General features: G+C 63.9%; 9 protein-coding genes. 7 read left to right on the forward strand and 2 right to left on the reverse strand.

What is annotated here, in order from left to right; all coding sequences use genetic code 11:
- Positions 1-78: 78 nt before the first annotated feature.
- Together phnA and PTE30175_RS15555 are read right to left on the reverse strand one after the other, a co-directional pair.
- Complete coding sequence (gene phnA / locus PTE30175_RS15550; protein ID WP_150697967.1) at positions 79-1,395, reverse strand: phosphonoacetate hydrolase; 1,317 nt, start codon at positions 1,393-1,395, stop codon at positions 79-81.
- A gap of 27 nt (positions 1,396-1,422) precedes the next feature.
- Positions 1,423-2,136, reverse strand: coding sequence for a phosphonate utilization associated transcriptional regulator (locus PTE30175_RS15555; protein ID WP_150697968.1), 714 nt, complete (start codon positions 2,134-2,136; stop codon positions 1,423-1,425).
- 387 nt (positions 2,137-2,523) lie between these two features.
- Between PTE30175_RS15555 and PTE30175_RS15560 the strand changes: the two genes are divergently transcribed.
- The 7 genes from PTE30175_RS15560 (at position 2,524) to PTE30175_RS15590 (ending at position 12,998) form a co-directional block, all read left to right on the forward strand.
- Positions 2,524-3,564, forward strand: coding sequence for a putative 2-aminoethylphosphonate ABC transporter substrate-binding protein (locus PTE30175_RS15560; protein WP_150697969.1), 1,041 nt, complete (start codon positions 2,524-2,526; stop codon positions 3,562-3,564).
- A gap of 115 nt (positions 3,565-3,679) precedes the next feature.
- On the forward strand, positions 3,680-4,756 hold the full coding sequence (locus PTE30175_RS15565; protein WP_150697970.1) for a putative 2-aminoethylphosphonate ABC transporter ATP-binding protein: 1,077 nt from the start codon (positions 3,680-3,682) through the stop codon (positions 4,754-4,756).
- Positions 4,749-6,545, forward strand: a complete 1,797-nt coding sequence (locus PTE30175_RS15570; RefSeq protein ID WP_224788795.1) for a putative 2-aminoethylphosphonate ABC transporter permease subunit — start codon at positions 4,749-4,751, stop codon at positions 6,543-6,545. The genes PTE30175_RS15565 and PTE30175_RS15570 overlap by 8 nt, the downstream gene beginning before the upstream one ends.
- A gap of 74 nt (positions 6,546-6,619) precedes the next feature.
- Entirely contained in the window at positions 6,620-7,753 is a 1,134-nt protein-coding gene (locus tag PTE30175_RS15575; RefSeq protein ID WP_150697971.1) for a 2-aminoethylphosphonate--pyruvate transaminase, read from the forward strand.
- A gap of 432 nt (positions 7,754-8,185) precedes the next feature.
- The gene (locus PTE30175_RS15580; RefSeq protein WP_191629085.1) at positions 8,186-11,011 is read left to right on the forward strand and encodes an autotransporter outer membrane beta-barrel domain-containing protein; all 2,826 of its coding nucleotides are present in this window, start codon (positions 8,186-8,188) and stop codon (positions 11,009-11,011) included.
- A gap of 119 nt (positions 11,012-11,130) precedes the next feature.
- Positions 11,131-11,523 (forward strand): DUF488 domain-containing protein, encoded by a 393-nt coding sequence (locus tag PTE30175_RS15585; RefSeq protein WP_150697973.1) that lies wholly within the window; start codon positions 11,131-11,133, stop codon positions 11,521-11,523.
- A 104-nt stretch (positions 11,524-11,627) separates the two neighbouring features.
- A complete protein-coding gene (locus tag PTE30175_RS15590) occupies positions 11,628-12,998 on the forward strand; it encodes a DHA2 family efflux MFS transporter permease subunit (RefSeq protein ID WP_150697974.1) in 1,371 nt (456 codons plus the stop codon).
- Positions 12,999-13,002: the final 4 nt, after the last annotated feature.

Raw genomic sequence — 13,002 nt, forward strand, 5'->3', positions numbered from 1 at the left:
AGCAGGTCAATCAAGGATAGTCGTTCGGCCGATTCGCCGCGCGCGTCGATGGACGCACGCGGACCCGGCAAGCCCTCGTCAGACGTAGTTCAGCGCCACGTCGAGAATGTCGAAATTACGCAGACGTGTCCTTCCGGGAATGCCGGCGGTCTTGCGATTGAACAGCAACGGCACCGTCTGCTCCGAGATACCGCCATGCGAGCGCAGTGGCACCGTCAGGCCGGAAAGGTCGTGACGGCTCGCGCTCGTGCCGAGCACCACGGGCTGGCCACTCACCACGACCAGATCGCCGACGCGATCGCGCGGCAGCTCGAACTTTGCGCACGCTTCCGCGTTCGTCAGCACGACTTCAACGCCCGGCAGCGCCGCCAGGCGCGCCTGAATGCGGTCGCGGTCGACGTCCTGCGGCAGGTAAACCGTGGCGTACGATCCCAGCGCGCCATGATGGACCACGTACGGATCCGTGATCGGCAGGATCACGCGCGCACCGCCCTGTTCGACGCCGCGGCCGAGCCAATCGTCGAGCAGATCCTGCAGATAGATCACATTCGGCTGGCCCGTCTTCGGATCATGCTTGGCGTTCATGCCGTGGTCGGCGGTCAGGCCGATGACGGCGCCGAGTTCGTCCATGCGGCGCAGGTACTTGTCCATCATCGCGTAGAAGGCATTGGCGCCCTCCGTGCCAGGCGCCCATTTATGCTGGACGTAATCGGTCGTGGACAGATACATCAGGTCGATCTTGCGCGTTTCCAGCAGGCGCACACCCGCCGCGAACACGAACTCCGACAGCTCGGCGCTGTACACATCCGGCACCGGCATGCCCACGAGACCCAGGACGTCCTCGATGCCGTTTTCCGCCATCGTGACCTGATCGGCCTTCTCCGAAGAGAAGCAGATGCCCTTCATCTGATAGCCGAGCAGCTTGCGCAGCTTGTCCTTCGCGGTGACGACGGCCAACGACGCCCCCGCCTCGGCAGCCGCGGCGAACACCGTGCCGGCGCGCAAGTAGGCGGGGTCGTTCATCATCACTTCCTTGCCGCGGCCGCCGTCGGCCGCCGGATCCCAGAAGTAATTGCCGCAGATGCCGTGTACCGCGGGCGGGGCCCCCGTCACAATCGAGAGATTGTTTGGGTTCGTGAACGATGGCACGACGCAATCGCCCTTGAAGGCAGCGCCGTTCTCCAGCAGGTGCTTGATATAGGGCGCAACGCCCGCGGCAGCGGCCGCTTCCAGATACTCGAACTGGCAACCGTCGACACAGACGATGACGGTCGGTTGTTGCGGCAGGCGATAGCTGCGGCCGTTGACTTGGATCTGCACGGGCTGATTCACGACGTTTCTCCTGAGAGGAATTGGGCTGCCGGCGGCCGCGTCAAACGGCCATCCAGATGGCATTCGCTGGCATTACTTGGGGGATCCCATTCAGCCTGCCGCCTTGACGGAAGGCTGACCATGCTTGGCGAGCGCGCCGCGCATGCGCGCGCGGCCCCGCTCTACGTGCTCGCGCACCACCTGCGCCGCGCGCTCCGGATCGCGCGACGCGATCGCGCTGACGATGTCGCGGTGCTCACGCTCCGACTTCGGCGGCGCCGACGCGTCGACGACGAGCGCCTCATGACGGAACAGGCTCAATTCCTTGACGAGCCGCCGGTAGGTCTCCAGCAGCTTGCCGTTGCCGACGAGTTCGACGAGTGTGTCGTGAAACGCCAGATTGAGCCGGTAATAGGCCTCGGTGTCGCCCGCTTCGTTCGCCGCGTGCATCGCTTCGACCGATTCGCGCAGGCGGGTCAGTTGCTCCGACGTGATCTGCTCGGCCAGCGTGCGGCCGACGTATTCGTCGAGCACCGCGCGCAGCGTGTAGATCTCTTCGGCCTCGGCCAGCGAAATCACACGTACGAACACACCGCGGTTCTTCTCCGTTCGGAGCAAGCCCGCCTCTTCCAGCGCCCGGAATGCTTCACGCACCGGCCCGCGCGAGACACCCAGGCGTCCGGCGACTTCGATCTCGTTGAGCTTGGTGCCCGGCGTCAGCTCGCCCGCCATGATCTGACGCTCGATCTCGTGCTGCACCAAGGTCGTCAACGACTGGCTCTGCAACAACTCGATGGCATTCGGCGAAGTGGATTTGCTGGTCATACGGCCGTTCCTTGCGTGACGACTACGTGATTAATTTTGTTACTTGACATTCAAGCACAACGTTTTGTAGATTGTCAACAACATACACTTAACAGCAAACGGAATGTCGCCATTCCGAGACGGGCATCAGGGTAAAAGCTAACTGCATCACAGCCATAACCCAATAAAATCAAGGCGTTTCATACTATCGGAGGCATTTGACGACCAGATGACAATCTCGCAGGGTTTCAAAAAAACGAAATAATTTGCAAATAAACTGCAAAATCGCCGCTTCAAGAAAACGCCGGGCTGCCCCAAGTTTTCTTGTCCCCCTCGGGGGGCGACCTGGCGCGAAGCGACAGGTCAGGGGGCATCTGGTAAGTGGTCGTTTTACCCACAGGAGCCATCATGAATCAACCGTTGCGCCGCGCCGCTTGTGCCACGTTCGCCCTCGTGGCGGGCGTGTTCGCCGCCACTCACGCCGGCATCGCTGCCGCCAAGACCACCCTGACCGTGTATACGGCGTGGGAAGTGGAGGTCATGCGTCCTTACGCCGAAGCCTTCCAGAAAGCCAACCCCGATATCGAAATCAAGTATGTGCGCGACTCCACCGGGGTCGTCACCGCAAAGTTGATGGCCGAAAAAGCCAATCCCCAGGCGGACGTGATCGCCGGGCTGGCCGCATCGAGCCTGGAACTGATCAAGCAGGAAGGCATGCTGATGCCGTACTCGCCCAAGGGCTTCGATCAGCTGACGCGCGCGTATAGCGACAAGGAAACGCCGCCGTCGTGGATCGGGGAGGACGTATGGGGCGCAACGGTCTGCTTCAACACCGTCGAGGCCCAAAAGCATAATCTGCCGAAGCCGACGTCGTGGGAAGACCTGACCAAGCCGATCTACAAGGGCATGATCGTGATGCCGAACCCGGCCACATCCGGCACCGGTTTCCTCGACGTGACGGCCTGGCTGCAGATGTTCGGCAAGGACGGCGGCTGGAAATACATGGACGCCCTGGACAACAACATCGTCAAGTACACGCATTCGGGCTCGAAGCCGTGCCGCGATGCGGGCTCCGGCGAATACCCGATCGGCATTTCGTTCGAATTCAACGCCCACCGCACCAAATCGGCCGGCGCGCCGATCGATCTCGTCTTCCCGAAGGAGGGACTCGGCTACGACATCGAGGCGGCAGGGATCATGAAGACGACCAAAAAGCTCGACGCGGCCAAGAAGTACATGGACTGGCTCGCCAGCAAGGAAGCCAACGAAATGTACGCCAAGGACTGGGCGATCGTGGCCTACCCGGGTGTCGCCAAGAAGCTCGACACCATTCCGGCCAATTATCAGCAGATGCTCGTGAAGAACGACTTCACGGAAATCGCCAGGAGCCGCGAACAAGTGCTGACCGAATGGCAGAAGCGCTACGGCGCCAAGTCGGAAAAAAAGTAAGCTGGCGGCTTGGCGCGCGGGCAGGAGATGCCGCGCGCCGGTTGCTCCGATCGTGCCGTGCCGGCCCGGGAAGACGGGCGGCACGGCGACTCGACCGCCCGCAGGAGTCCCCCGTATGAGCGCTGAAGACTATTTGACACTGCAAGGCATCCACAAGCGTTTCGACGACACCGTGGTGCTGCGCGACATCCATCTCTGTGTGAAGCGCGGCGAAATGCTGTGCTTCCTTGGCCCGTCCGGCTGCGGCAAGACAACGCTGCTGCGCATCATCGCCGGACTCGAAGCGCAGACACGCGGCACGCTGCATCAGGCCGGACGCGACATCTCGACGCTGCCGCCGATGCAACGCGACTACGGCATCGTCTTCCAGTCGTATGCCCTTTTTCCCAACCTGAGCGTCGCCGACAACGTCGCCTACGGCCTGACCAACCGCAAGATGCCGCGTGCCGAGCGGCAGGCGCGCGTCGCCGAATTGCTGGAGATGGTCGGCCTGCCTGAATCCGGCCGCAAATATCCGGGCCAGCTCTCCGGCGGACAGCAGCAGCGCATCGCCATTGCCCGCGCGCTGGCCACCTCACCCGGCCTGCTCCTGCTCGATGAACCGCTGTCCGCTCTCGATGCACGCGTACGGGTGCGGCTGCGTGGCGAAATCCGTGCGTTGCAGCAGCGCCTGGGCATCACCACGATACTGGTCACGCACGATCAGGAAGAAGCATTGTCGATGGCCGACCGGATCGTCGTCATGAATCAGGGCGACATCGAACAGATTGGCACGCCGGGGCAGATCTACCAGCGTCCGGCGACGCCATTCGTCGCCGATTTCGTCGGCAAGACCAACATCCTGCCCGCGAAACTCGGCGAACACGGCCGCGTGCAGGTCGGACGCTACGAACTGGCCTGCGGCACGCTCAACGGCTGCCATAGCGGCGAAGACATCCGCGTGTTCTTCCGCCCCGAAGACGTGCGCGTGCGGTCGCTTGACGAAGACGAGACCAATGTGTTCGACGGCGACATCGAGAAGATCGAGTTCCTCGGCGCATTCTCGCGTGTGACGCTGCGTATGGCGTCATGCGATCACCCGCTTTACGCGGATCTGTCGCCCGCCGACATGAACGCGCTGCGCCCCGCCGCCGGCGGCACGCTGCGCTTTGCCGTGCCGCAGGAAGCGGTACGCGTGTTCCGTCATGGATAAGACCGCCATGCAGACCGTCAGCCCCGCCCTCCCGCCGACCGCCGCCGACGCGCGCAGTGTCCATCCCTTCGCCGACACCGGCAAATCCGGATCGGATCCCGCCACGCCGGTGCGCGTCGCTTCGCACTGGACCGACCGTCTCGCGCAGGCGCTGCTGCTTGTCGTGGCAGCCGCCGGCGTCGTGTTCCTGCTCGCGCCGATGGCCGCCATCCTCGTCAAGAGCGTACAGGACAACGACGGACATTTCGTCGGCCTGAGACACTTCTACGAGTATTTCCATTCGCCGGCGCTGCTGACGTCGATTTGGAACAGCGTATGGATCTCCACGGTCACCACGGTCGTTACGGTGCCGCTGGCGTTCATCTTTGCGTACGGTCTGACGCGCAGTTGCCTGCGCGGCAAGCCGTTCTTGCGCAACATTGCGCTGATCCCGATCCTGGGGCCGACGCTGCTGCCGGCGATCTCGTTCATCTTCTGGTTCGGCAACCAGGGGCTGCTGCGCCCGTGGATGGGCACCATCGACATCTACGGCCCGCTCGGCATTGTCATGTCGCTCATCAACGCCACGTTTCCGCACGCACTGATGATCCTGATCACGGCGTTGTCGTTGACCGACGCGCGGCTTTACGAAGCCGCCGATGCGCTCGGCACGCCGATGTTGCGCCGCTTCCTCACGATCACGTTGCCCGGCGCGAAGTACGGCGTCATCAGCGCCGCGATGATCGTCTTCACCTACGCGATTTCCGACTTCGGGATTCCCAAGGTGATCGGCGGCGACTTCAATGTCCTGGCGACCGACATCTACAAGCTAGTGATCGGGCAGCAGGACTTCTCGAAGGGGGCGGTCGTCGGCCTGATGCTGCTCGTGCCGGTCGGCATCACGTATCTGGTCGACGCGATCGTGCAGCGCAAGCAGCAAGCGTTGCTGTCGGCGCGCGCGGTGCCCTACGTGCCGAAGCCGGCGCGCGGCTTCGACTGGCTGATGGCGACGATGTGCTGGGGCATGGCGGCCATCATGCTGTCGATCCTCGGCATGGCTGTGTATGCATCGTTCGTCAAATTCTGGCCGTACAACTTCAGCCTGTCGTTCAATCATTACCGTTTCGGCCTGATCGAAAGCGGCGCGGTCGAGGCGTATGTCAACAGCTTGCAGATGGCTTTCTGGTGCGCGCTGTGGGGCACACTCGCGATCTTCGTCATCGCGTACCTGCTGGAAAAGACGCGCGGCATGAACTGGGTGCGCGGCGTGATCCGCATGATGGCCGTGCTGCCGATGGGCGTGCCGGGCCTGGTGCTCGGTCTGGGCTACATCTTCTTCTTTGTGCCCGAGGGCAATCCGTTGCATTTCCTGTACGGATCGCTCGCGATCCTGGTGATCGTCAACGTGGTGCACTACTACTCGTCGAGCCACCTGACGGCGCTGACCGCGCTCAAGCAGATCGACCCCGAGTTCGAGTACGTGTCCGCTTCGCTGAAGGTGCCGTTCTACCGTACGTTCTGGCGCGTGACGGCGCCGATCTGCCTGCCGTCCATTCTGGAAATCAGCCGCTATCTGTTCGTCAACGCCATGACCACGGTGTCCGCCGTGGTGTTCCTGTACTCGGCCGACACCGCGATCGCCTCGGTGGCCATCGTCAACATGGACGAAACCGGATCGATCGGTCCGGCCGCCGCCATGGCGACGCTGGTGGTGCTGACCTCGATGCTGGTCTGCCTGCTGTATTACGGCATCCATCTCGTGGTGGAACGGTACACGCAGGCGTGGCGGCGTCCGGCAAAGTCACAGTGACACGCCATGATGCGGACGTTTTCCTCTTCGTTTTCCTCTTCGCTCTCTCTCAACCCTCCCGATAGGAGACGGTCATGATTCTCGGTCAGGAACCGATTCTGCTCACCCCCGGCCCGCTCACCACGTCGCCGGCCACCAAGCAGGCCATGCTGCGCGACTGGGGGTCCTGGGACACCCAGTTCAACCAGATCACGGCCACGCTGTGCCGCGATCTGGTCGACGTCGTGCACGGCGGCAACGATTACGTCTGCGTGCCGCTGCAAGGGTCGGGCACGTTTTCGGTCGAAGCCGCCATCGGCACGCTGGTGCCGCGCGACGGCAAGATTCTCGTGCCTCAGAACGGTGCGTATTGCCAGCGCATTCTGAAGATCTGCAAATATCTCGGCCGCGCGGCGGTCGAACTCGCGATTCCGGAAGACCAGATTGCCAGCCCCGCGCTGATCGAGGAAGCGCTCAAGCGCGATCCGTCGATCACGCACGTCGCGCAGGTCCATCTGGAAACCGGCGCCGGGCTGCTCAATCCGCTGCCGCAGATCGCCGAGGTATGCCGGCGCCTGGGCCGCGGGTTGATCGTCGATGCGATGAGTTCGTTTGGCGCGATCGAGATCGACGTGCGTTCGATGCCGTTCGACGCGCTCGTTGCCGCCAGCGGCAAGTGCATCGAAGGCGTGCCCGGCATGGGGTTCGTCATCGCGAAGAAGTCGGTGCTCGAGGCGTCCGCGGGCAACAGCCATTCGCTGGCGATGGACCTGCATGACCAGTACGCTTATATGCAGAAGACGACACAGTGGCGCTTCACGCCGCCGACGCACGTGGTGGCCGCGTTGCGCGCCGCGCTTGACCAGTTCAAGGCCGAAGGCGGCCAGCCCGTGCGCGGCGCGCGCTATCGCAAGAACTGCAAGACGCTTGTCGACGGCATGGCTGCGCTCGGCTTCAAGCCATTCCTGTCGCCTGAGGTCCAAGCGCCGGTCATCGTGACGTTTCACGCGCCAACCGACCCGAAATACGTGTTCAAGGCGTTCTACGACGCGGTGCGCGACAAGGGCTACGTCCTGTACCCGGGCAAGCTCACGCAAATCGAAACCTTCCGCGTGGGTTGTATCGGGGCGATCGACGACAATGAAATGCGCAATGTCGTCACCGCTGTCGCGCAAGCGCTCGATACGCTCGGCGTGCGGCAGATCGCAGCACTGACCAAGGCGGCCTGAGTTGTATCGCTGAGTTGTGTGGTTTGTGGCGGGCGCTTCGGCGTCCCGCCGCACGCACTCACCCGGCGCCGCACCGCCGTCGCCGACACACGCTGTACCTCCCCGCCTCCGCTTCCTGCCTCCGCTTCCTGCCTCCGCTTCCCGCCCCCGCTTCCCGCATGCGCCAGCGCGCCAGCGCGCCATATAGAGCGTGCACGCGTCACGTATTCACGGCCAACCGCATTGAGGATTTTTCCGAAAGCCCCGGGGCCGCTCGCACGGTCGTTGCTGCCGTTTCCCACCCCCCTGACGCCTCAAATGCCGCGTCGGGCAAGCCCTTCGCGTAGCGCCTGCCCCCATTCCCATATCGACTTCGCTGCGCCCATGCCTACGCAATCTGCGTATGTACATAGTCTTTCCACTACGTGAAACGCGTATATGGACGGGACCACGATGAACACTGGCAACTTTCAACGAGTACGGCGTGACGCGCGCACTGCCGCCATCGCCATCTGCATCGGGCTGGCTTCCGATACTGTCCGGGCGACATGCACGACCACCGGCAACGTTGTCATTTGCGCCGGTCCGGCGCCGGTGCTGACACCATCGGTTGCCAACGCCGCCGACGGCTTGCGGGTCGACGTCCACGGTGACGCCACTGTCGGCGTTCCGCCAGGGCTGGGGGGCGCGGCAGTGTTCCTGACCGGCAACGACGTCACGCTCAATAACGCCGGCGTCATCGACGCGGCATTGCTTGGTGTCAGCAGTGTCCTTGCCAGCGGTGCCGTCATCGGCAACGCGTCGGCGAGTAACCTCATGGTGTCCAACAGCGGCATCATGATGGGCACGACCGGTCTTCTGGGCGCCACCTTGCCGAGTCTCGACGGCATGGCGCTATCCATCACGAACGGCGCGGGCGGCCTGAGCATCGTTGAAAACGCCGGCGTCATCGGTGCCACGTCGCTGGCCGGCGTGTCCGTGAATCCGGCCGATACGCCGGTGATCGCTGCGCTTGGGGGCGGCAGGGTCATTTTCACGAATTCGGGCAGGATCACGGGACGCATTGCATTTGCGCCCACCGGCATCGGCGGCACCGGGCACTCGTTCATCAACAGCGGCACGATCGACGGCAGCGTTTCGCTCGGTGCGAATCGCGCCAACATCTTCACCGCCGTCACAGGCTCGAAGGTGAGCGCGATCGGCAGTGTCGGCGGCACCGCCCTTGGGGTGGACGGCCTGCCGCTGGCATTTGCTGCGACCGGCACGGTCGACGGTGGCGCGGGCGGCAACAACACGTTGCTACTGCAAGATTCGGTCTCCGGCCCCGGATCGGGTAACGGCGGCACGGGCATGCTGGACGCCAAGCGGTACTTGAATTTCAACCAGGTCATCGTGAACAGCGGCACATGGACCATTTCCGGCGCGTTGGCAGTACAGACCGCGGACCTCAACGGCGGCGTGGCGATCATTGACAACCCCGCCGGACTCGGTAACGGCATCGTGATAGCCGATGCGGGGACGTTGTCGTCCGGCGTGGACGGGCTCACTTTGACCAATGACGTGATGATCGCCAATGGCGGCCTCACGATTGACGGCAGGTATGACCTGGTACTCGCGGGCACGCTCTCTGGCGCGGGTGCACTGACAAAGGACGGCCCCGCGGCCATCACGCTGTCCGGCGCAAACACCTACACCGGCGATACCGTCATTGCCGGCGGCACACTCTCCCTGCTCGGCTCCATCGGTGCGTCGCGCGTTTCCGTCACAGCCGGTGCGCTTTCCGTCGCACCGGACAACGGTGGACCGTTCGCCGGCACGCAAAGCGTGGGCGGCCTGTCGGTCGGCTCAGGCGGCACCGTAATCGTCGGGGCCAGCGCGTCGAATGGCAACGGGTTGCAGGTCAATGGGGATGTCTCGTTCGCGCCCGGTTCGGTCTATCAGGTGAAAACGTCGCCAACCGGGCCGACCAGTCAGATCCATGCCGCCGGGTCCGCGACACTATCGGGCGGCACGGTGGCCGTCGATGCGGAGCCGGGCGCCCACGCGCCGACATCAACCGCGGTCATCCTGACAGCGGCGGGCGGCGTGACGGGCGTCTTCGACGCCGTCACGACGAATCTGCTGTTCCTCACGCCGGAACTCACCTATGCACCCACGCGCGTGTCGTTGACGTTCACGCGCAACGATGTTCCGATCGTCGAAGTCGCCGACACGCCCAATCAGGAGTCCGTTGCCGCGATACTCGATACGATTGAGGCAGACGACCCGACGCCGGCGAGCGAAGCCTTGACGGATGCCTTGGTGAGTCTCGATGAGCCTGCCACCGAGTCGGCGCTCGATCGTTTGTCCGGCGATGTCCACGCCAGCGTGAGCAGCATGCTGCTCGACGACAGCCGCTTTATACGCGAAGCGCTCACGCATCGATTGCGCGGCACAACGGCGCGCGACGCCACCGCGTGGGCGGCTGGATACGGCTCACGCTCACGCATGAACGGATCGAACGCGGCCAACGGCGGGAACGGCGCGGCGGACCTGACGCGACGCCTCGGCGGTGTTTTCCTCGGCGTCGACGGCCCGGTCGGCGACGCGTGGCGCATCGGCACCGCCGGCGGACTGGGACACAGCACCTTCGATACGGGCCCCGCCGCCTCGGGCCGCGCGAATATCGCGCATATGGCACTGTATGCGGGTGGCCGCCGGGAACCGTTCGGCGTCTTGGTGGGAACGGCCTACACGTGGCAGCGGCTGGATGTCACCCGCAATGTCGCGTTCCCCGGATACCAGGAGACCGACCGTGCGGTCTATGACGCAGACACGGCGCAGGTCTTCGGCGAAGTCAACGCGCGCATCCAGGCATCACGACTGACGCTGGAACCGTTCGCCGGGCTCGCATACGCGCGCCTGCGCACCGGGGCCTTCCAGGAAACCGGCGGCGCGGCAGCCCTGCGCGCCGAGGGCCGCACACAGCACGTGACATTCTCCACGACAGGCTTGCGGCTGGCCGCGCCGCTGATTGCCGAAACGCTCACAGCGCGCGCGACATTGGGCTGGCGGCATGCGTTCGGCGACACGACACCCGCCGCACGGCTCACGCTCGCCGGAAGCGCGGTCCCGTATACGGTAGGCGGCGTACCGGTCGCGCGCAATGCCTTGATCGTCGAAGCCGGGTTGGAAACGTCGCTAAGCCGCGCATTGACCCTGCAGATATCGTATGCGGGCCAATTCGGCGGCGGCATCGCCGACAACGCCCTCTTCGGCATTTTCAACTGGCAATTCTGAGCGGCGGACCGGACCTGTTGAACGTCGGGGACGTCGGGAATGTGACCCGCAGGACACCGATCCCCCGGCCGGGCGCGCGTACGGTAAGCTTGCGGCATGTCAGTCATCAGGAGCCTTTCATGCCGGCCAAGCGTCATGCCATCCGTTTGAAGCGCATCTACGATGCCCCATCGCCGGAAGACGGCAAACGCGTTCTCGCAGACCGGCTGTGGCCGCGCGGTATCGCCAAGGTGAATGCGCAACTGGATTTGTGGGCCAAGACGGTGACGCCGTCGAACGAATTGCGGCAATGGTTCCACCAGCATACCGATCAATACGCGGCGTTTCGCGATCGTTATGAAGACGAACTTGAGGCACTCGCCGAGGCCGGCGACGAAACACTGAGCGCCGTTCGCGAGTGCGTCAGGCACGGAACCGTTACATTGCTGTCCGCGGTCCGGCTCGAAGACGACGACGGGCACGAGGTCTATACCCACCTGCAAGTCCTGCGCGATTTCCTGCAATCGCAGTAGTCCACCAGGGCCGGGCAACGCGAGCCCGATATTAGCGTGAACAGGCCCTACCTTGTAGAATCGGTTCTCCCTGTTCGTATGCTCCCGTGGCGGCCCCTCGTCTCATGCTAGTTCCATTAATCGTCGCGTGCGCCCTGTTCATGGAAAACATGGACTCGACGGTCCTGTCCACGTCCCTGCCGCTGATCGCGCAAGATCTCGGCGAGAGTCCGATCGCCCTGAAACTCGCGTTGACGTCATATCTCGTCAGCCTCGCGGTTTTCATCCCGATCAGCGGCTGGATCGCCGATCGGTTCGGCACGCGAAACGTCTTCCGCTCGGCCATCGCACTGTTTGTGCTCGGCTCGGTGCTGTGCGGCATTTCCAGCACGTTGGGCGAGCTCGTCGCGGCGCGTTTTCTGCAAGGCGTGGGCGGCGCGATGATGGTGCCGGTCGGGCGCCTGGCCCTGCTCAAATCCGTGGAAAAGCGCGACATGGTGAAGGCGCTCAACACGCTGACCATCCCGGCGCTCATCGGCCCCGTGCTCGGCCCGCCACTGGGCGGCTTCATCACGACCTACTGGCACTGGCGCTGGATCTTCTTCATCAACGTGCCGGTCGGCGTCGTCGGCTTCGTGCTTGCAACGAAGTTCATTCCGGATCTTTTCGAGGACAATGTGCCGCCGCTCGACGTGATCGGCTTTGTGATGTCGGGCGTCGGATTGTCATCGCTGATGCTCGGCCTGTCGACCCTCGGCCGGCATCTGATTCCGACACCGGTGTCGATCGGCCTCGCGGTCCTTGGCGCGGCGTTGTTGTGGGCCTATGTCGTCCACGCGCGCCGCACCGCGCATCCGCTGTTGCGGCTCGATCTCTTCAAGGTGCCGACGTTTCGCGCGGGCGTTGTCGGCGGCACCCTGTTTCGCATCGGCGTGGGTGCGACGCCGTTCCTGCTGCCCCTGATGCTGCAGCTCGGCTTCGGCATGTCGCCGGTACAGTCGGGCTTGTTGACCTTCGTTTCCGCCGCCGGCGCGATGTTCATGAAGACGATCTCGCTGCGGATTCTGCAGCGTTTCGGTTTTCGGACGGTGCTGCTGGCCAATGCCGCGATCGCCTCGGCGACGATCGGCGGCTACGGCCTGTTCACCGCCGAGACGCCGCACGCAGTAATCCTTTGCGTGCTGCTGTTCGGCGGATGTTTCCGTTCGCTGCAGTTCACGAGTCTGAACGCGATTTCCTACGCTGACATCGAACCGTCGCGCATGAGCCAGGCGACGAGCCTGGCCAGCGTGGCGCAGCAGGTCTCGTTGAGCACCGGCATCACCATCGGCGCGGCCGCCCTGCAAACATCGATCGCGCTGCAAGGTCACGCGCACGTCGCGGCAAGCGATTTCCCGTGGGCGTTCCTCGTCGTCGCGCTCATCTCGGTTTCGTCGATCTTTTCCATCGCCAGGCTGTCGCGCAACGCCGGCAGCGAACTGGCGCGGCGGGCCTAGTCCA

The organism is Pandoraea terrae, from assembly GCF_902459695.1.
Taxonomy (GTDB): Bacteria; Pseudomonadota; Gammaproteobacteria; order Burkholderiales; family Burkholderiaceae; genus Pandoraea; species Pandoraea terrae.

Bases quoted from the DNA above. Each gene is read 5' to 3' on its own strand.
- PTE30175_RS15565 (WP_150697970.1), top strand. From the start codon at position 3,680: ATGAGCGCTGAAGACTATTTGACACTGCAAGGCATCCACAAGCGTTTC.
- PTE30175_RS15575 (WP_150697971.1), top strand. From the start codon at position 6,620: ATGATTCTCGGTCAGGAACCGATTCTGCTCACCCCCGGCCCGCTCACC.
- phnA (WP_150697967.1), bottom strand. From the start codon at position 1,395: ATGCCATCTGGATGGCCGTTTGACGCGGCCGCCGGCAGCCCAATTCCT.
- PTE30175_RS15580 (WP_191629085.1), top strand. From the start codon at position 8,186: ATGAACACTGGCAACTTTCAACGAGTACGGCGTGACGCGCGCACTGCC.
- PTE30175_RS15570 (WP_224788795.1), top strand. From the start codon at position 4,749: ATGGATAAGACCGCCATGCAGACCGTCAGCCCCGCCCTCCCGCCGACC.
- PTE30175_RS15590 (WP_150697974.1), top strand. From the start codon at position 11,628: ATGCTAGTTCCATTAATCGTCGCGTGCGCCCTGTTCATGGAAAACATG.
- PTE30175_RS15560 (WP_150697969.1), top strand. From the start codon at position 2,524: ATGAATCAACCGTTGCGCCGCGCCGCTTGTGCCACGTTCGCCCTCGTG.
- PTE30175_RS15585 (WP_150697973.1), top strand. From the start codon at position 11,131: ATGCCGGCCAAGCGTCATGCCATCCGTTTGAAGCGCATCTACGATGCC.
- PTE30175_RS15555 (WP_150697968.1), bottom strand. From the start codon at position 2,136: ATGACCAGCAAATCCACTTCGCCGAATGCCATCGAGTTGTTGCAGAGC.